Below are 18,172 nucleotides of genomic sequence, written 5' to 3' on the forward strand. Positions count from 1 at the left end.
AAGGGTATTTACTTCCTTTGGCGGATAAATTAATGAAATGCTCTGTTTAATGCGCAAAAAAGCGCTTTAACCGAGGCGGTTGCTATGTCGTTATCTGCACCTACTCCAAAGCAAGAGAGTGTCTCTTTGGTCTGAATTTCAATATAAGCTATAGCTTTTGCAGAACTTTGATGACCGCAAGAGTGTTCATAGTATGAGTTGATTGTAAAATCATTTTTATAATCTTTCATTAAAGCATTTTTACATGCATCAACAGGACCATTACCTTCTCCTTCTGCAATAACATTTTTGCCGTTACAGTTGTATGTCAAAGTACATTTTGATATGCCTTTTACGGAAGTTACGGTAAAGTCGCTTAAAGATATATGCTCCTTTATATCAAGATAATTATCTTTAAAAATTTCTAGTATTTCATTTGCACTTAGCTCTTCGCCTTTTTTATCGCTTACTTCCTGAACAAGTTTTCCGACTTCAGGATGCATTGCTTTTGGAAGCTGATAACCGAAATTTTTCTCCAATATATAAGCAACTCCGCCTTTGCCTGATTGTGAATTTATACGTATGATACTCTCATAACTTCTGCCGACATCCTCTGGGTCTATCGGCAAGTACGGAACTTCCCAAAATGTATCCCCGCTTGATTTTCTATAAGCAAGACCTTTGTTTATAGCGTCTTGATGAGAACCTGAAAATGCCGTATAAACCAATTCTCCTACGTAAGGGTGTCTTACATGTGTCTCTATTTCGGTACATTTTTCTACAATATCCAAAACTTCATTCACATTGCTAAAATCAAGTTTAGAATCAATCCCCTGAGTCGTCATATTAAGAGCAAGAGTTATAATGTCAACATTTCCTGTTCTCTCACCGTTACACAAAAGTGTTCCTTCAACTCTATCAGCACCTGCTAAAAGCGCCAACTCAGTTGCAGCTACGCTTGTTCCTCTATCGTTATGAGTATGCGTAGATATTATTACGTTTTCTCTGTTATGCAAATGTTCGCTCATCCACTCAATCTGGTCTGCATATACGTTAGGAGTAGCTACTTCTACCGTCGCAGGCAAGTTAATGATAACTTTTCTATCACTGCTTATTCCCCATCGAGCAGTTACGGCGTTACATATACGAGCCGCAAACTCTAACTCTGTTCCTGTAAAACTCTCAGGAGAGTACTCTAAGAAAATTTTACCATCAAAATCTTTTTCATATTTTTTGACTAAGTCAATACCTTCTTCGGCAAGTTGTATAATCTCTTCTTGAGTTTTGCCAAAAACAATTTTACGTTGTGCAACGGAAGTAGAATTGTAAAGATGTACGGTTGCTTTTTTTACGCCTTGTAATGCTTCAAAAGTTTTAGCAATTAAGTGCTCCCTTGCTTGAACTAACACTTGTATAGTTACATCATCTGGAATAAGTTTATCGTTAACCAAACGGCGTAAAAAATCAAATTCTACTTTTGATGCGGAAGGGAAACCAACCTCTATTTCTTTAAATCCGAGTTTTAATAAGAGTGCAAAAAGTTCAAGTTTTTTATTCATATCCATCGGGTTTATAAGTGCTTGATTACCGTCACGTAAATCAACACTGCACCACGCAGGAGACGATGTAATAGTTTTAGCAGGCCATTTTCTATTTGGCAAATCTATTTGCGGATATGGGCGATATTTGCCCTCTTGGATTTTGTTCATCAAAATACCTTTTAACTTGAATTTTAATAACGCACTCTTATATACGGTTATTATTTTGAAATTATAGCAAATTTGTGATTAGTTGATTGTTTGAAAAGTTGGATAATCCCGCAAAAAAGCGGGATTTAATTTTTTAGCAAGAGTAAGTTGTTTTAAACTCGTAAGCAGTCGGACGACTCTCATCCGGCCAGATTTGTCTCTCAAACATATAATGTTGGTAATCATCAATAAATGTTTTTGTAAATACCGGGCTTAAAAATGAGTGATTAGCTATAAGAGCTTCAGTTGCTTCACGTAAAGTATGAGGCATTTGAGGAATGCCTTTTTCACGAATCTCATCAAGGCTTAATTCAAATAAATCTTCATCCATAGGTCCAACAGGAACAGTTTTATTTTTAATACCGTCAAGCCCAGCCATCATCATTGCTGAAAATGCTAAGTATGGGCAAGAAGTTGAATCCGGGAATCTCATCTCGATACGAGTAGCTTTTTCGCCTGCACCGTATGGGATACGACAAGATGCTGAACGATTTTGCATAGAATAAGTTAATATACTTGGAGCTTCAAATCCAGGAATAAGTCTTTTGTATGAGTTAGTCGAAGGATTAGTAAGTGCCGCAACCGCTTTAGCATGTTTAAATATACCGCCGGCATAGTGAAGAGCCATTTCAGAAAGATTAGCATAATTTCCCTCTTCATAGAAAAGGTTTTTACCGTTTTTCCATAGTGATTGGTGAACGTGCATACCGTTTCCGTTATCTCCAAAAAGAGGTTTTGGCATAAATGTTGCAGTTTTACCGTTTAAGTGAGCAACCATTTTGATTACATATTTTAGTTTTTGAACATTGTCTGCTGCACCTACGATATCAGAGAAAACTATACCGATTTCACCTTGACCTTGAGCAACTTCATGGTGACCAAGAACTACTTCTAAGCCGACTTGCTCTAAAACTTGCATCATTTCAGCTCTTAAATCAACTTGCGTATCAATCGGCGATACTGGGAAATAACCACCTTTAACACCACCGCGGTGACCTGTATTATAACCGTCTGCATAGTGAGTATTTGAGTTCCACTCACCCTCTTCAGTATCGATTCTATAACCTGCTTCATTCATATTATCGATGATTCTTACGTCGTCAAAAATAAAAAATTCATTTTCAGGTCCAAAGTATGCTGCGTCTGCTATACCTACAGATTCTGCATGTTTAAGTGTTGCTTTGGCAATAGAACGAGGACATTTTTCGTACATTTGACCTTTATAAATATCATATACATCACAAAAAATAATTATAGTAGGGTCTGCAGTAAATGGATCTAAAAACGCTGTAGGAATGTCTGCTTTTAAAAGCATATCAGACTTGTTAATTGGCTGCCATTTCTCAATAGATGAACCGTCAAACGGGAAACCGTTTGTTAAATTTCCTTCATTTACAGCACTTGCTCTATATGTAACGTGGTGCCATGTACCTTTTAAATCAGTAAATCTTAAATCAACAAACTGAACATCGTTCTCTTCGCAAAAAGCAAAATATTCTTCTATGTTGTTTACAAATTTTCCCATAATCATATCTCCTGTATTTTATTAATACGTAGTATACCTTATTAATTTATGAAACAAAAATCTTAAGTGATTAAATTTTAATCAGTTTTAATATTTGTGTAAAAAAAAGTTTTTTAATAAAAATATTAATTAAAAAGCCTAATCTCTCCGCCTTGTCTAGCATACATCATAAGGTTCGCAATATTTACGCTTCTATCACACGATCTCTCAAGTTTTCTTAAACTTGCCAACACCCGCACATATTCTATTGACAGCTCTTTTTCGTCTATTATTTTGTTTAATATCTCTTTTTCAAGGATAGAAAATAAATCGTCATTCATACTCTCTTCGACAAGCACTTTTCTATAATTATCCTCATAATTGCAATCATCACTTTGTTTAAAGCACTCTAAAATATATTTTAGAGCATTGATACTACTTTTATGCAAAAGAACAATGCTCGGTTTTAAAGCGTTAAGATCACAATCGCTAGTAACATGTTCACGCATACTGCGAGCATATTTTTTGACACCCTCTCCAATGCGTATAAGCTCATTAGTCATTTTCAGATATGCAACTAAAAAACGAAGCTCCTTAGCTTCGGGTCCATAAAGAGCAAAAGTTTTGATTATTTCATTGTCAATATCATCGCCCTTCATGCCGATATGCTCAAGAATAGTTCCAACCTCTTTGAATTTAGCTAAATCCGCACTTTGGTACGCTTCTAAGCACAACTCATTTGCAGCTGTAATATTTTCTAAAAGAGTAGATATTTTCTCTTTGATATTATCGATTTTTATATCATATTTTGTTAGCATTTTAATCCTTTGTTATCAACCGAATTTTCCGGTAATGTACTCTTCGGTTAGTCTCTCTTTTGGTGTTACAAATAACTCTTCGGTTCGACCTAGCTCTACGAGCTCTCCTAGATACATAAACCCCGTATAATCGCTAACACGCGCCGCTTGTTGCATATTGTGCGTAACTATAATAATAGAAACTCTCTCTCTAAGCTCCACAATTAACTCTTCAATCCCTGCCGTAGAAATCGGGTCAAGCGCGGAAGTAGGCTCATCAAAAAGCAGAACTTCAGGCTCAACTGCTACTGCTCTTGCAATACATAATCTCTGCTGTTGACCGCCGGAGAGTCCGCTTGCATCATGTTTTAGTCTATCTTTAACCTCATTCCATATTGCAGCATCTTTAAGTGCTTTTTCTACTCTGCCACTAAGTTCTGTTTTGTTTTTTATCCCCTGAAGTCTCATACCGTAAGCAACATTGTCAAAAATACTCATAGGGAAAGCCGTAGGTTTTTGAAAAATCATTCCTATTTGGATTCTTAGTTTTATTAAATCCTCTTTAGGGATTAAAATATTTCTATCTTTAAAGAGAATCTCTCCGTTGTATTTATTACCGGGATATAAGTCGTGCATACGGTTAAAACTTCTTAAAAGTGTTGTTTTGCCGCACCCTGATGGTCCAATTAAAGCGGTAATATTATGCCTTGCTATAGGCATTGTCAGTTTTTTTATGCTAGGTGCATCTGCACCTGCATATGTAAATTCAAAATTTTTAACTTCAAGTGCTTTTTGCTCATTTATTTCAACAATAGTTGCCATTATTTGCCTTTTTTCTTTAATAAAAATAGTCGTCCTAATATGTTTAGAGTTAAAATAAACATACTAAGTATAAACGCTGCAGCCCATCCGAGTTTTTGCCAATCTTCATAAGGGCTAGTTGCATAATTGTAAATTGTAACAGTGAGTGAAGCCATGGGTTCACTCATATTAGTATTTAAAAAGTTATTATTAAAAGACGTAAAAAGAAGCGGTGCGGTCTCTCCTGCAACACGTGCTACGCCTAGTAAAATACCTGTTAATATTCCCGCTTTTGCACCTCTGTAAACGACTTGTATAATAACTTTATATTTTGGAGCGCCAAGTGCAAACGCTGCTTCACGCAGAGTTGAAGGTACAAGCTGTAACATATCATCAGTCGTCCTTAAAATTATAGGAATCATAATAATAGTAAGAGCAATTGAACCTGCCCAGCCGCTAAAATGACCCATAGGTGCAACAACAATCGCATAGACAAATGCCCCTATAACTATACTAGGGGCACTCATCATTATGTCTGATATATCTCGAATTATTTCCGCAAGTTTAGATTTTTGTCCATATTCGCTAAGATAAGTACCTGCTAAAATACCAAATGGAACACCAAAGAGTGTTGCATAAGAGACAATTATCAGCTGACCTATAAGAGCATGTTTTAAACCACCGTTAATATTGCCGGGAGGAGCACCCTCTTGCATAAATATCGTTGCACTAATGGCATCAAGCCCATTTGCCACTAAAACGCTAAGTATCCACAGCAGAAAACATATCCCTATTATTGCTGATAGAGTAGATAAGACCATAACAATATTATTAATTAAAATTCTTTTTTGAGTGTGAGTCATTATGCAATCCTTTTTCTTCTAAGGAAGTAGAATTTTGCGATAGAGATAATAGAAAAGCTAATAACAAGCAGTAAAAGAGATAGTTCAAACAAAGATGAATAGTAAAGCGTGCTATCGGCTTCTGCAAACTCATTTGCAAGAGTTACGGGAATAGAAGTTGCGGGCTGTGTTAAATCTGCTGAAATTTTATGCACATTACCCATTACAAAAGTGACCGCCATTGTCTCGCCGATAGCGCGACCTAGTGCTAAAATGAATGAGCCGATGATTCCGGCTTTTGCGTAAGGGATAATAATATCTTTAACGACATCCCATTTAGTTCCACCAAGGGCATAAGCTGACTCTTTTAAGATGTCAGGCGTCGTGTTCATAGCATCACGGGTAACTGCCGCCATAAAAGGAAGTATCATGATTGATAGAACGATTCCCGCCGTAAGCATACTGATACCGATGCCGCCGAATATATCGCGGATAATAGGAACAAAGTAAAAAAGTCCCCACATACCGTAAATAACAGAAGGAATAGCAGCCAAAAGTTCTATTGATATGCCTGCGGGTGTTTTTAGTTTTACATGTGCTATTTCACTTAAAAAAATAGCAATACCTATGGAGACGGGAACAGCCATAATCATAGCTAGGAAAGTTGAAATGACTGAACCGTATATAGCCGGAAATGCACCGAATTTCTCTAAATTCGGTGCCCATTTTGTATCTACTATAAAACTAAAGCCGAATGCTTTTATTGATTCAAGCGAGTGCTCAAAAAGTACAACAAATATCCAAGCGACAAGCAAAAGCACCACAAGGGCAATAATTTTTGTTGAGTGGGCAAAAACTTTATCAATAAAATTGTTCAACTTAATATACCTTTTTAGAAAGTTGGGAATTTTATATTCTTTTGGTTACATGATGGTTACAGATATTCTGTATTGAAGATTTTATGAAGAAATATACATATATACTTATATACTTAGCTTATTTGGAGTGGTATTATGGAAGAAAAAAGAAGAGAAAAAGAAGATAGAAGAAAAGAGGACAAGGACAGAAGAAAGAAGGATAAAGAGGGGAAGGTAAGAGTTTGGATAAAAGAGGAAACTATTGCTTATGAAGAGGAGCTTAAAAAATTGCAAGTTGAGCTTTTAAAGTTTCAAAATCACGTTAAAGAGGCAGGTCTTAAAGTTTTGATAATCTTTGAAGGACGTGATGCCGCCGGTAAAGGTGGAACCATTAAGAGAATAACCGAACATCTAAATCCAAGGGGGGCAAGGATTGTTGCGCTTGCAAAGCCTAGTAATCAAGAGTTAACGCAATGGTATTTTCAAAGATATGTACAGCATCTTCCAGCAGCAGGGGAGATAGTGCTTTTTGACAGAAGCTGGTATAACAGAGCAATGGTTGAGCCGGTCATGGGATTTTGCACACAGAGACAGCACCATAAGTTTTTAAAAGATGCTCCAGCTTTTGAAAAAATGATAGCAGAAGAAGATATAAAGATTTTTAAATTTTATTTTTCCGTATCTAAAAAAGAGCAGGCAAAAAGATTTCAAGAGAGAGAAAATGACCCTCTAAAACAGTATAAGCTATCTCCCGTAGATAAAGAGTCGCAGAGACTATGGGATGAATATACATTGGCCAAGTTTATGATGCTTAGTGCTACACATGCAGAGGTGGCACCATGGACGATTGTCAAAAGTGATGACAAGAAAAAAGCTAGATTAAATGCAATAAAACATATTTTAAATTTTGTGGATTATCCGGATAAAATCAAAGACAGCGAGATAATCGTCGATAAAAATATTATCGTATATGGAAGAGATGAAGCAATAGCGATGGAAAAACAATTTAAATTTTCCATAAAGTAAAATCTTTTTGTAATCGCAGCGTAACATTACAGTTTTATACTTTCGTATCTCAAACACAAAAAGGTACGAAAATGTTAAAAAAATTAGCTTTAGCTGCACTTGTTACGGCAGCTTCAATAAGTACGTCATTTGCATCTGACAAAATAAACGGTGCGGGTGCAACTTTCCCTGCCCCGTTATATTATGATTGGGCTTTTAGCTACAAAAAAGATACAAAAAATCTTGTGAACTATCAGTCAATCGGCTCAGGCGGTGGAATCAAGCAAATTGCTAAAAGAACCGTGGATTTCGGTGCATCTGATGAAGCTCTTGATACAAAAAATCTTGCTAAAGATAATCTATATCAATTCCCTGCTGTAATCGGTTCTATCGTGGTTGCATTTAACGTAGAGGGCATAGCTGATGAGACGCTAAAACTTAAAAATGAAGTAGTTGCGGATATATTTGCAGGAAAAATTACAATGTGGAATGACCCTGCTATCGTTGCAGACAACCAAGGTCTTAAACTTCCAAACCAAAAAATCACTGTAGTTCACCGTTCAGACGGAAGCGGAACAACGTTTAACTTTACATACTACCTAGCGCATGTTTCTAAAAACTGGAAAGAGAATTTTGGAACGGGCAAGGCGGTTGACTGGGCTGTAGGTATCGGCGGAAAAGGTAATGAAGGTGTGACAAGTATGATTAAGCAGACCCCTTTCTCAATAGGTTATATCGAAAACGCATATAAAGAGAAAAACAACCTAAGTGCGGCTGTTTTAACTACTGCAAACGGAAAATGGGTAAAAGCAATAGAAGAGAATTTTAAAGCTGCTGCAAAATACGCTACATGGACAAAAGATAAACATTTCCACTCTGTTTTGGCACTTCAAGAGGGTGATACATCTTATCCTATAGTAGCTGCTACATTCATTCTTCTTCCTAGAGAAGGCGGCGAAATGAACAAAAAAGTAATAGATTTTTTTGATTATGCGTTTAAAAACGGTGATGAGTCTGCTAAAAAGTTAGGCTATATTCCTCTTCCCGAAGAGACTAAAAACATGATTAGAGAATATTGGGCAACTAATATTAAATAGTCACTGCATCTCATTTATTTATCTCCTAAAGGCTCTTGTTACTACTATTGCAAGAGCCTCTCCTATTAAAAAATATTCATAGAAAACAGATTCATTACAAGCAAACTTTATATCTTACATGTAGAGATTAAAAATAAAAAAAAAAGCATTTTAAAAAGTAAATGAATGGATAACTTTGTAATCTTTATGTAACCTAAGCATTTTATAATTCTCCTACAAAAAAACAAGGGAATAAAAATGAAAAAAATCGTTTTATCGACTATAGCTGCTTTAGCGGTTAGCGCGACTAGCTTGAGTGCTGCACAGCAGTTTTACGTAGATGACAAAGGTCAAGTATTTACTACATCTGCTGCAGATCGTATTGCTATAAAAAGTGATGAGACTTCAGTTTTCTCAAAAAGCTCAAAGTTAGAGTTTAGCGGTACTCACTATTTAGGTTTTGTTAATAAAGATATGAAAAGCGGAGATACGACTAATAATTTTGAAATGCGCAGAAACTATGTTCAAGTAAAAGCATATGTTATGGATGACCCTAAAAGTTATCTACGTGTAACGTTAGACGCAACATACTCAAATTCAACGGCTAACGGTGAAGGGCATGCTAATGCTTATGTGAAATACGCTTATTTATACTTAAACAACATTTTACCTTATACGGGTGTTGAATTCGGTATGGCTCACCGTCCTTGGATTGATTATGAGGAGCATCAAGGTTGGTGGATGCGTTCTATCTCTAAAGTATTCGTAGAAGCAGATGAAGCGGCACACCTTACTAACTCGGCAGACTTGGGTGTTAACTTTAAAACAAAAACTCCTTATTTTACATCAGAAGTAGGTATCTTTAACGGTGAAGGTTACCACGGTACTAACGATAGTAGCGGTGCAAATGATGAAGAGTTAGGAGACGGTGTATCTGCTGAGTGGAGATTTACTGCTGCTTTACTTGGAAATGGCGATAAAAAGAGAAAACCATTAAAAGATACATATTTTGATGCATCATTCTTTGGTCAATACAATATGGACAACTCTCATAATGCTTCCTCATTAGGCAAATCTGAGGATTATAAATTTTATGGTCTGCATACTGTTTATAACATGCCTTCTTTCTTAATTGCTGCTCAGTATGTGACTTCTGATAACGATTTGGCAAATGATAGCAACTGGAATGGACAAGGTTATTCGGTAAACGGTACATATCGTTTTGGCGAAAAGAAAGAGTTTTCTGCTTTTGCTCGTTATGATGAGTGGGAAAATGAAAACACAACGACAGGTGTAATTTCTTCAACTGAAAAAAATGCTATCTATGGTGTTGCATGGCAACAAAATAAAAACTTTAAATGGTTGCTCTCAGGTCAATCGTATAACATTCAAGAAAGCAATTCTAAAGATTGGGATTCTGTAATGCTTACTGCAGAGGTTCATTGGTAGGATTTAAATCTTCACAACTATTTTTCTCTTTTCTCTCCTTCATGGATATAAAGTCATTACGGCTTTATATCTCTATTTTTACATGTAAATAGCTCTTTTACCTCATTTATAAAGTGGTACTTACTTAGAATTAATACAATATAAACATCATTTTAGATAAAATATCAAAATTTTATGCATTACTTAATCGGAGCAATTTATGAACAGTGCCAAATATATTTGGATGAATGGGGAGTTTAAAGCGTGGAATGATGCTCAAACTCATGTTTTATCTCACACGCTACACTATGGAAACGGTGTTATAGAAGGAACTAAAGCGTATAAAACAGCTAAAGGTTACGCTATTTTTCGACTAAACGACCATACAAAAAGATTGAAAGAGTCTGCAAAAATGACTCTTATGGATATTCCTTACAGCGTCGAAGAGATGAATCAAGCTCAAATAGAACTCTTAAGAAGAAATGAGTTCCAAGGCGACAATGTCTATATTCGCCCGTTTGCTTTTTTAGGATACGGTGTTATGGGTGTTTACCATAAAAATGCTCCGGTAGAGACCGTAATGGCAGCATGGGAGTGGGGTGCTTATCTTGGAGAAGAGGGTATGCAAAAAGGTATAAAATTAAAAATTGTATCTATGACAAGACCTGCAAACACGTCAAACATGGGTAAAGCAAAAGCTACTGCAAACTACTTGAATTCTCAAATGGCAAAATATGAAGCGATTGATTGCGGATATGAAGAAGCTCTTTTACTTGACGATCAGGGTTATGTAGCAGAAGCAAGTGGAGCTAGTTTCTTCATGGTAAAAAACGGTGTTCTTATAACTCCTCCAAATGATAACTCTTTAGAGTCTATTACTCAAAAAACAGTAATAGAAGTAGCTCAAAATATGGGTATAAAAGTTGAACGTCGCCGTATTTCAAGAGAAGATGTTTATGTGGCAGACGAAGCATTTTTAACAGGAACTGCTGCAGAAATTACGCCTGTACGTATAATAGATGCTAGAGAGATAGGGTGTGGAGCTCGTGGCGAGATGACAGAGAAGTTACAAAGTACATATTTTGATATAGTATTTGGACGTAACAAAGAGTATGAGCACTATTTAACATATATATAAACAAGGAATAAAAAAATGAATGACAGGATTACAATGGCATCTGATATGAACGATTATTTTAACAAAAAAAAGAGTGAAGAGAGCAGTTTTACAAAAAAATCTTCCGGCGGTGGCGGCGGTGGAAACACTCCTCAAATGCCAAAGATAGATTTTAATTTTGGTGGAGGAAAAGCAGGATTCGTCTATTTTTTAGTAGCAGTGATAGTTCTTTTAATTTTAGCAAAACCTTTTACGATTATTGAAGAGGGAGAGCGAGGAATTTTAAGCACAAATGGTAAATATCAAGATCAAGCTCTTCTTCCCGGACTTCATTTTATTTTGCCTGTAATTCAAAAAGTTTATGTTGTTGACACAAAGGTGCGTATTATTAACTATGCATCCAGTATTGAAGCAGGAACTGGTAGTATAACATCAGGCATTGGGGTAAAACCTGCTATTACTGTTCTTGATAAGCGTGGTTTACCGGTTTCGATAGAACTAACTGTTCAGTATAGACTAAATGCACAGTATGCTGCACAAACTATTTCAAACTGGGGTTTTAGCTGGGAAGATAAAATTATAAATCCTGTTGTAAGGGATGTTGTTCGTAACGTTGTCGGTAAATATGATGCAGAGTCGCTTCCACAACAAAGAAATGTTATAGCTGATGAGATTGATAAAGGTGTGAGAGATAGTGTAACAAGTCTTCAAAATTCTCCTGCAGACCTTCAATCTGTTCAACTTCGTGAGATAGGTTTGCCTCTAAAAGTAAAAGAGCAGATAGAGCGTGTTCAAGTTGCAAAACAAGAGGTTCAAAAAGCTGAACAAGATGTACAACGTGCAAAACAAGAAGCTCTTAAGCGTGCAGCTGAAGCAGAAGGTGTTGCTCAAAAAGCTAGAATTGAGGCACAGGGTATTGCTGATGCCATTACGATTGATGCAGATGCAAAATCAAAAGCAAACTATTTGATTTCAAAATCATTAACTACTCAATTGCTTCAGCTAGAACAGATTCAAGTTCAAGGAAAGTTTAACGATGCTCTTCGCGAAAACAAAGATGCTAAAATTTTCTTAACGCCTGGCGGTTCAACCCCAAATATCTGGGTTGATATGAAGGATGCTAAACAGAGAACTTCAACGACCGAATAAGTATAGATATGCAAGAAATAATTAATAAAATAGACTGGCAAAAAATAGATCTTTTGCCGGTTATTGTTCAAGATATTCAAAATAACGAAATTTTAATGATGGCTTACATGGATAAGCAGGCTTTAGAACTATCACTCTCCACTAAAATTGCTCACTATTTCTCAAGAAGCAAGCAACGTATATGGAAAAAGGGAGAGAGCAGCGGACATATTCAAAAGATAGACTCTTTTTATATTGACTGCGATAACGATACCCTTCTTATCAAGGTAGTGCAAGAAGGAGTAGCTTGTCATACCGGTCGCCGCTCTTGCTTTTTCACTGAACTTCAAAGCGGTAAAATTAACTTTGAAGTTGAAATAAGCACTCAAGCACATTATGGTGTAATAGATACTCTTTATCATACTATCCAAGATAGAAAAACAGCAGACCCTCAAACTTCATGGACGGCAAAGCTTTTAAGCAAAGGTGATAATACGATTTTAAAAAAGGTCGTAGAAGAAGCAGGAGAATTTAGTTTTGCATATAAAGATAATGATGAGAAAGAGATAGTATATGAAGCTGCAGATTTAACATACCATGTATTAGTAGCACTTGCCGCAAAGAATATATCTCCAGATAGAGTCAAGCAAGAGCTGGCTCGCAGATTTAATATAAGCGGGATTGCAGAAAAAAACTCAAGAGACGGCTAAAACAATTATGGAAATAGTAACCGAATTTATAAAAGAACTTATAATTTACGACTACATGTTATTTGGCGGTGTGTTGGTTGTTTTTCTTCTGTTTATGATTTTAGGAATAGTTTTTAGGCATAAAACAGTATTAGCACTCTCTCTTATACTTTTTTCATTTATATTTTTAATTGTCGGTTCAATATTTGGATATATTGAGATGCATAAATTTTTGTTTAAAAATACAACTGCAATTACCAGCCAAAAAAAATTAACTTTTACCAAAGCAGTTGTTATTGAAGGAACTATAAAAAATATATCCAAAAGAGATTTCCAAAGTTGTAAAATAACTGCTAAAGTTTATAAGTTAACTCCTAATGAATTTAAAAATTATGTATTAAAACTTAAACCTATTAATAAAATGTCGATTATTGAGAGTGATATTCTTAAAGATGAAGAACGAGAGATAAAGATAATAGTAGAACCCTTTGTCTATGTGGGAGATTATAATATAACTTTGGGAGCTGATTGCAGATGATTACCTTGTTTAATTACTGGCACTATATAGTTTTATCTATTTTATTAGTTGGATTAGCGGGTGGTTTGCTGGTTGCATTTAAGCAAGAGGATAAAAAACTTAAATCACAAATGATAGTAGTTTTTTTAATAATATTTTTGCTTATGAGTGTTTTTAGCATGTTTATGGTTGATAAATATACCAAAGAGGTAAAACTTTATAAACTAGAAAACAGAAGAATGCTAGATTTAGAGAAGATTATGTACAGCGGTGTAGTGAAAAATGAGGGAAATCATGAAATAGGCGAGGTTACCTTTGAAATTAAGTTAGTTAATAAGAATCTTGGTACCGCTGATATGAAAGCAGGCTCATTTTTCTCTCCGAGTGGCATTTTAAATTTTTTCACAGGCGGTTTTGGATTTGACAGACTGAGTAAGCCACAACAAATAACATATGAGTTTGTAGTAGCAAAAAATCTAAAACCCGGGCAGTCACAGGATTTTAGAGTATATTTCGACTATCCTCCCTACTTTAGAAGTGTTTCAGACTTCGCGAAAGTATATGCTCATTAATATTTAAGACCTAAAGGTTTTAACGCACTATTGATTTTTTTTATTTGACTGTTTTTATCTTTACACCACTGAGGAGATAATAGTGAATTGTCGTCAATTCCTGCCGTAACTCTTTGAACCGATACGTTTGAGGGCTTCATTTTTATAGACTCTATTAACACATCAAGATATTCGCTCTCAGATATCGGTATAAAAATTCCCTTAGTAAAATCATTTGCCAGAGCAGTTTTCTTTACTACATACAGCGGATGGTATTTTACAGAGTCAATCCCCCAACTATAAGCTACTTTAGCAGTATGGAGCATCATATCTCTGTTTTCATCGGGCAGACCGAATATTAAATGTCCACAAACATTTAAACCTTTTGCTTTGGCTTTTAAAATCCACTCTTTTACGTTTTTGCTGTCATGTCCGCGGTTAATTTTTTGAAGAGTTTCGTCATATATTGATTGAATTCCAAACTCTATCCATATCTCTTTTTCTTTGTTTAGCGTCGCAAGATATTCAAGTGTCTCTTCCGTTATACTATCCGAGCGTGTTCCTATGCTAAGCCCTATTACGTTTTCAAATGAGAGTGCTTTATCATAAAGAGCCTTAAGTGTAGAAAACGGCGCATAAGTATTTGTAAAGGATTGAAAATAAACCAAAAATTTTTGTGCGCCGTATTCTACATGTTGTCTTTTGCTAATAGCTTCAAACTGCATCTCGAGCTGTTTTAGTTGTTTGTCGAGGTAAGGGTTTTCTTGGGAAGTTAGATTTAAATGAAACCCTTTTAGTTCTTTTGTTTCGCCGGTGCTTGCACTAAAAGAGTCATTTTCACAAAAAGTACATCCACCTTTGGCAATTGTCCCATCAATATTTGGACATGTAAATCCAGAGATATTAATGCCGACTTTATAAACTTTGCAACCAAACTTATCTTTTAAGTAGTTGCCAAAGGTGTAGATTTGTTTCATTAAACTATATATTTTCCTGTAAAGCAAGCAGTACAGTAGTTTTCTTCTTTTGTATTTACGCTTCTAAGAAGAGATGCTTCATCCAGATAAGCTAACGAGTCTGCTTCAATAAATTTGCATATATCGTCTTGAGACATATTAGCAGCAATAAGTTTATCTTTGTTAGGCGTATCAACACCGTAAAAACATGGATCTGTAGTAGGAGGGCTTGAGACTCTCATGTGAACTTCGCTAGCTCCGGCTTCTTTTAGCATTCTAACTATTCTTTTTGAAGTCGTACCGCGAACAATTGAGTCATCCACTACAATTACTCTTTTGCCTTTTATTATATCAATCATCGGCGAGAGTTTCATCTTAACTTTTAAATCTCTCATCTCTTGGGTAGGTTCAATGAAGGTTCGTCCTATATAGTGATTTCTCATAATTCCCATCTCATAAGGAATCCCACTCTCTTGAGCATATCCTATAGCAGCAGGAACACCGCCATCAGGAACCGGAATTACCATGTCTGCTTCAACAGGTTTTATACGTGCTAGTTCTATACCCATATTTTTTCTAGTTTGATAAACCGACTGACCAAATACTTTTGAATCAGGTCTGGCAAAGTAAACATACTCAAATATACAGTGTTTTGGAGTCGGCTCAAAAACTTTTATACTCTCAGGTTCTTTGTTCTCATCAAAAATCAAAAGTTCACCGGGCTCAACATCTCTTATAAACTCTGCTCCGACAAGATCAAACGCACATGTTTCACTTGCAACTATATAACCTCCGTTTGGCAGTTTTCCTAAACTTAAAGGGCGAAAACCGTGGCGGTCTCGCATTGCAAACATCTTTGTTCTGCTTAAAAAGACAAGTGAAAAAGCACCCTCAATTCTCTGTACAGCATCTATAATTCTATCAAGCAGTTTTCTCTGTTCACTTTTTGCAATAAGATGGATAAGATTTTCGGTATCCATAAAAGTTTGAAATATGGCACCTTTATCAATAAGCTTGTTACGAATCTCTTCTGCATTTGTAAGATTTCCGTTGTGAACAATAGCCATCTCGCCCAAATCATACCTTGCAAATACAGGCTGAGCATCTAAAATAGAATCATCCCCCGCAGTTGAGTAGCGAGTATGACCTATTGCACTTGAACCACTTAGAGTTTCAAGTTTTTTCTCATCAAAAACACGCATAACCAAACCGCGCTTTTTAATAGTATGGAGTTTTTTCCCATCAGAAGAACTTATTCCGGCAGCTTCCTGACCGCGATGTTGAAGTGCATGCAGTGAAAAATAAGCCAGTTTAGAAGCCTCTTTATTACCGTAGATTCCTACAACCGCACATTTTTCATTAACATCTTCTAACACATTTTTCTCCTCGAGCGTACTGACATAAAATAATTATGGAATTATACTAAAACCAAAGTAAATTATAGTTGATTTAAATCTCTAAGCAATCACTAATAGAGTATAGTCCGGCTTCTTTGTCTGCTAACCACGATGCAGCTCTTATTGCACCTTTACTAAAAGTATTTCTAGAAGTTGCCGTATGATTTAACTCAATAAACTCTCCGTCGTTATAAAAACCTACCGTATGACGACCAACAATGTCTCCGCCGCGAAGCGCCATTACCGCAATTTCATCTTTGGTTCTCTCTCCGATATTGCCGTCTCTTCCGCTTATGCGAACCTTATCAAGGCTAAGTCCTCGACCATGAGCTGCCGATTCCCCAAGAGTAAGAGCCGTCCCACTAGGAGCATCTTTTTTATGTTTGTGATGCATCTCTACAATCTCTATATCAAACCCTTCAAGAGCTGCTGATGCTTGATATACAATCTTGTTCAATAGAGCTACTCCCAAAGACATGTTTGTGGCATAAAGAATCGGCATATTTTCACTTGCCTGTTTAAGAAGATTTAGCTGATGAGTATTTAGCCCTGTTGTGCCAATTACCAGTGGTTTTGGAGTTTTTATTGCCGCTTCAAGTAGTAATTCGCAAGCCTCAGGAAGTGAAAAATCTATAACTATATCACAAGCATTTAAAAATGATTTCATACTAGTGCTTACTAAAACTGAAGGGTCTATTGAGAAATTAAGAGAGTCTCTGACAAATACCGAACTAAGGCTTATGTTATCAGTCTCTTTTAAATCATCAATAATAAGTTTTCCAACTCTTCCGTTTGCACCAAATACACCAACTTTAACCATCTAACTATCCTTTAAGAGTTTAATTTTTCATCTACGTATGTTATTGCTTCAAGAGCGGCAACTGCACCGTCACCTGCTGCACTTACTACCTGCTTTGGAGCTGATAAACGCATATCGCCTGCCGCATAAAGCCCTTTTAAAGAGGTTTTCATTTTTATATCAACTATAACCTCTCCATTCTTATTGACATCACATAAAAAGCTTCCGTCTTCTTGAATAAGAGTTTGATTGTTTACATCGTTTCCGACAAAAACAAAAACACCAAGTACTTTTATATCGCGAATCTCTCCGTTGCCGGTTTTTACATGTAAACCTGTTACACCCATATTATCGCCATAAACTTCTTCTGGAGTAGAATTTAAAACAAGCTCAATATTTTGGGTGTTTTTGATTCTTTTTACAGTATTTGGAGCTGAGCGAAAAGTATCTCTTCTATGTACTAAATATACTTTTGAACATATTTTAGCTAAGTACAGAGCTTCTTCTAAAGCAGTATCTCCGCCTCCAATGACGGCAACTTCTTTTCCTTTATAGAAAAAACCGTCACATGTAGCACATGTGCTTACACCTTTTCCAAATAATTCGTCTTCTCCGGCAAATCCTGCTCGTCTGGGTGATGAGCCGGTACAAATTATGACGCTGTGAGCCTGTGAAACTGAACCGTCTTCTTTATGAATTTTAAAAATATTACCATCTTTGCTTACGCGTTTTACTTCTACCATCTCATGTTTTAAGCCAAATTTTTGGCATTGAGCAGGCCATGGCATCATCAAATCCATACCGGAAATTTCTCCGCTGACACCCGGATAATTTTCTATTTCACTACTCAAAGTTATCTGACCGCCTGGCATACCTTTTTCAAACATAACCACATTTTCCAAACCGCCTCGAGTTGTATATAAACCTGCAGTCAGCCCGGCAGGTCCACCGCCTATAATTGCGCAATCTAAAATCATAAGA

The 18,172-nt window shown here is 36.1% G+C and carries 18 protein-coding genes; 8 read left to right on the plus strand and 10 right to left on the minus strand.

What is annotated here, in order from left to right:
* Nucleotides 1-29: 29 nt before the first annotated feature.
* The 6 genes from leuA to pstC all read right to left on the minus strand — a co-directional run bounded on the left by leuA (nucleotide 30) and on the right by pstC (nucleotide 6,549).
* Nucleotides 30-1,688, minus strand: coding sequence for a 2-isopropylmalate synthase (gene leuA / locus A2530_RS06585; RefSeq protein WP_294884953.1), 1,659 nt, complete (start codon nucleotides 1,686-1,688; stop codon nucleotides 30-32).
* Nucleotides 1,689-1,821: 133 nt separating this feature from the next.
* Nucleotides 1,822-3,252, minus strand: coding sequence for a type I glutamate--ammonia ligase (glnA, locus tag A2530_RS06590; protein ID WP_294884951.1), 1,431 nt, complete (start codon nucleotides 3,250-3,252; stop codon nucleotides 1,822-1,824).
* 125 nt (nucleotides 3,253-3,377) lie between these two features.
* On the minus strand, nucleotides 3,378-4,049 hold the full coding sequence (locus A2530_RS06595; RefSeq protein ID WP_294884950.1) for a phosphate uptake regulator PhoU: 672 nt from the start codon (nucleotides 4,047-4,049) through the stop codon (nucleotides 3,378-3,380).
* A gap of 15 nt (nucleotides 4,050-4,064) precedes the next feature.
* On the minus strand, nucleotides 4,065-4,850 hold the full coding sequence (gene pstB, locus A2530_RS06600; RefSeq protein WP_294884948.1) for a phosphate ABC transporter ATP-binding protein PstB: 786 nt from the start codon (nucleotides 4,848-4,850) through the stop codon (nucleotides 4,065-4,067).
* A complete protein-coding gene (gene pstA, locus A2530_RS06605; RefSeq protein ID WP_294884947.1) occupies nucleotides 4,850-5,692 on the minus strand; it encodes a phosphate ABC transporter permease PstA in 843 nt (280 codons plus the stop codon). Before pstA ends, pstB begins: the two co-directional genes overlap by 1 nt.
* Nucleotides 5,692-6,549, minus strand: coding sequence for a phosphate ABC transporter permease subunit PstC (gene pstC / locus A2530_RS06610; RefSeq protein ID WP_294884946.1), 858 nt, complete (start codon nucleotides 6,547-6,549; stop codon nucleotides 5,692-5,694). The genes pstA and pstC overlap by 1 nt, the downstream gene beginning before the upstream one ends.
* Nucleotides 6,550-6,684: 135 nt before the next feature.
* On the opposite strand from pstC, the gene ppk2 reads away from it, so the two are divergent.
* From ppk2 to A2530_RS06650, 8 genes are all read left to right on the plus strand, one after another.
* The gene (gene ppk2 / locus A2530_RS06615; protein WP_294884944.1) at nucleotides 6,685-7,554 is read left to right on the plus strand and encodes a polyphosphate kinase 2; all 870 of its coding nucleotides are present in this window, start codon (nucleotides 6,685-6,687) and stop codon (nucleotides 7,552-7,554) included.
* 71 nt (nucleotides 7,555-7,625) lie between these two features.
* Nucleotides 7,626-8,630: a phosphate ABC transporter substrate-binding protein PstS gene (gene pstS, locus A2530_RS06620; protein ID WP_294884942.1), complete on the plus strand. Its 1,005-nt coding sequence runs from the start codon at nucleotides 7,626-7,628 to the stop codon at nucleotides 8,628-8,630.
* Nucleotides 8,631-8,867: 237 nt separating this feature from the next.
* Complete coding sequence (locus A2530_RS06625; RefSeq protein ID WP_294884940.1) at nucleotides 8,868-10,058, plus strand: hypothetical protein; 1,191 nt, start codon at nucleotides 8,868-8,870, stop codon at nucleotides 10,056-10,058.
* Nucleotides 10,059-10,257: 199 nt separating this feature from the next.
* Complete coding sequence (locus tag A2530_RS06630) at nucleotides 10,258-11,175, plus strand: branched-chain amino acid transaminase (RefSeq protein WP_294884938.1); 918 nt, start codon at nucleotides 10,258-10,260, stop codon at nucleotides 11,173-11,175.
* A gap of 33 nt (nucleotides 11,176-11,208) precedes the next feature.
* Nucleotides 11,209-12,303, plus strand: a complete 1,095-nt coding sequence (locus A2530_RS06635; protein ID WP_294885153.1) for a prohibitin family protein — start codon at nucleotides 11,209-11,211, stop codon at nucleotides 12,301-12,303.
* An 8-nt stretch (nucleotides 12,304-12,311) separates the two neighbouring features.
* Nucleotides 12,312-12,992 (plus strand): bifunctional phosphoribosyl-AMP cyclohydrolase/phosphoribosyl-ATP diphosphatase HisIE, encoded by a 681-nt coding sequence (gene hisIE / locus A2530_RS06640; RefSeq protein ID WP_294884935.1) that lies wholly within the window; start codon nucleotides 12,312-12,314, stop codon nucleotides 12,990-12,992.
* Nucleotides 12,993-12,999: 7 nt separating this feature from the next.
* Complete coding sequence (locus tag A2530_RS06645; RefSeq protein ID WP_294884933.1) at nucleotides 13,000-13,509, plus strand: DUF2393 domain-containing protein; 510 nt, start codon at nucleotides 13,000-13,002, stop codon at nucleotides 13,507-13,509.
* The gene (locus A2530_RS06650; protein WP_294885152.1) at nucleotides 13,506-14,060 is read left to right on the plus strand and encodes a DUF2393 family protein; all 555 of its coding nucleotides are present in this window, start codon (nucleotides 13,506-13,508) and stop codon (nucleotides 14,058-14,060) included. Before A2530_RS06645 ends, A2530_RS06650 begins: the two co-directional genes overlap by 4 nt.
* Here the strand turns inward: A2530_RS06650 and A2530_RS06655 are convergent.
* The 4 genes from A2530_RS06655 to trxB all read right to left on the minus strand — a co-directional run bounded on the left by A2530_RS06655 (nucleotide 14,057) and on the right by trxB (nucleotide 18,165).
* Nucleotides 14,057-15,016, minus strand: a complete 960-nt coding sequence (locus A2530_RS06655) for a TIGR01212 family radical SAM protein (protein ID WP_294884931.1) — start codon at nucleotides 15,014-15,016, stop codon at nucleotides 14,057-14,059. The two genes, A2530_RS06650 and A2530_RS06655, sit on opposite strands and share 4 nt — an antisense overlap.
* Complete coding sequence (purF, locus tag A2530_RS06660) at nucleotides 15,016-16,371, minus strand: amidophosphoribosyltransferase (protein ID WP_294884929.1); 1,356 nt, start codon at nucleotides 16,369-16,371, stop codon at nucleotides 15,016-15,018. The genes A2530_RS06655 and purF overlap by 1 nt, the downstream gene beginning before the upstream one ends.
* Nucleotides 16,372-16,444: 73 nt before the next feature.
* Nucleotides 16,445-17,212, minus strand: coding sequence for a 4-hydroxy-tetrahydrodipicolinate reductase (gene dapB, locus A2530_RS06665; RefSeq protein ID WP_294884927.1), 768 nt, complete (start codon nucleotides 17,210-17,212; stop codon nucleotides 16,445-16,447).
* An 11-nt stretch (nucleotides 17,213-17,223) separates the two neighbouring features.
* On the minus strand, nucleotides 17,224-18,165 hold the full coding sequence (trxB, locus tag A2530_RS06670; RefSeq protein WP_294885151.1) for a thioredoxin-disulfide reductase: 942 nt from the start codon (nucleotides 18,163-18,165) through the stop codon (nucleotides 17,224-17,226).
* Between the last annotated feature and the right edge of the window lie 7 nt (nucleotides 18,166-18,172).

The sequence above is a fragment of the Sulfurimonas sp. RIFOXYD2_FULL_34_21 genome (assembly GCF_001830805.1).
Lineage (GTDB): Bacteria > Campylobacterota > Campylobacteria > Campylobacterales > Sulfurimonadaceae > Sulfurimonas.

Bases quoted from the DNA above. Each gene is read 5' to 3' on its own strand.
- pstA (WP_294884947.1), bottom strand. From the start codon at position 5,692: ATGACTCACACTCAAAAAAGAATTTTAATTAATAATATTGTTATGGTC.
- A2530_RS06595 (WP_294884950.1), bottom strand. From the start codon at position 4,049: ATGCTAACAAAATATGATATAAAAATCGATAATATCAAAGAGAAAATA.
- A2530_RS06625 (WP_294884940.1), top strand. From the start codon at position 8,868: ATGAAAAAAATCGTTTTATCGACTATAGCTGCTTTAGCGGTTAGCGCG.
- leuA (WP_294884953.1), bottom strand. From the start codon at position 1,688: ATGAACAAAATCCAAGAGGGCAAATATCGCCCATATCCGCAAATAGAT.
- dapB (WP_294884927.1), bottom strand. From the start codon at position 17,212: ATGGTTAAAGTTGGTGTATTTGGTGCAAACGGAAGAGTTGGAAAACTT.
- glnA (WP_294884951.1), bottom strand. From the start codon at position 3,252: ATGGGAAAATTTGTAAACAACATAGAAGAATATTTTGCTTTTTGCGAA.
- pstS (WP_294884942.1), top strand. From the start codon at position 7,626: ATGTTAAAAAAATTAGCTTTAGCTGCACTTGTTACGGCAGCTTCAATA.
- hisIE (WP_294884935.1), top strand. From the start codon at position 12,312: ATGCAAGAAATAATTAATAAAATAGACTGGCAAAAAATAGATCTTTTG.
- A2530_RS06635 (WP_294885153.1), top strand. From the start codon at position 11,209: ATGGCATCTGATATGAACGATTATTTTAACAAAAAAAAGAGTGAAGAG.
- ppk2 (WP_294884944.1), top strand. From the start codon at position 6,685: ATGGAAGAAAAAAGAAGAGAAAAAGAAGATAGAAGAAAAGAGGACAAG.
- pstB (WP_294884948.1), bottom strand. From the start codon at position 4,850: ATGGCAACTATTGTTGAAATAAATGAGCAAAAAGCACTTGAAGTTAAA.
- A2530_RS06650 (WP_294885152.1), top strand. From the start codon at position 13,506: ATGATTACCTTGTTTAATTACTGGCACTATATAGTTTTATCTATTTTA.
- A2530_RS06655 (WP_294884931.1), bottom strand. From the start codon at position 15,016: ATGAAACAAATCTACACCTTTGGCAACTACTTAAAAGATAAGTTTGGT.
- A2530_RS06630 (WP_294884938.1), top strand. From the start codon at position 10,258: ATGAACAGTGCCAAATATATTTGGATGAATGGGGAGTTTAAAGCGTGG.
- A2530_RS06645 (WP_294884933.1), top strand. From the start codon at position 13,000: ATGGAAATAGTAACCGAATTTATAAAAGAACTTATAATTTACGACTAC.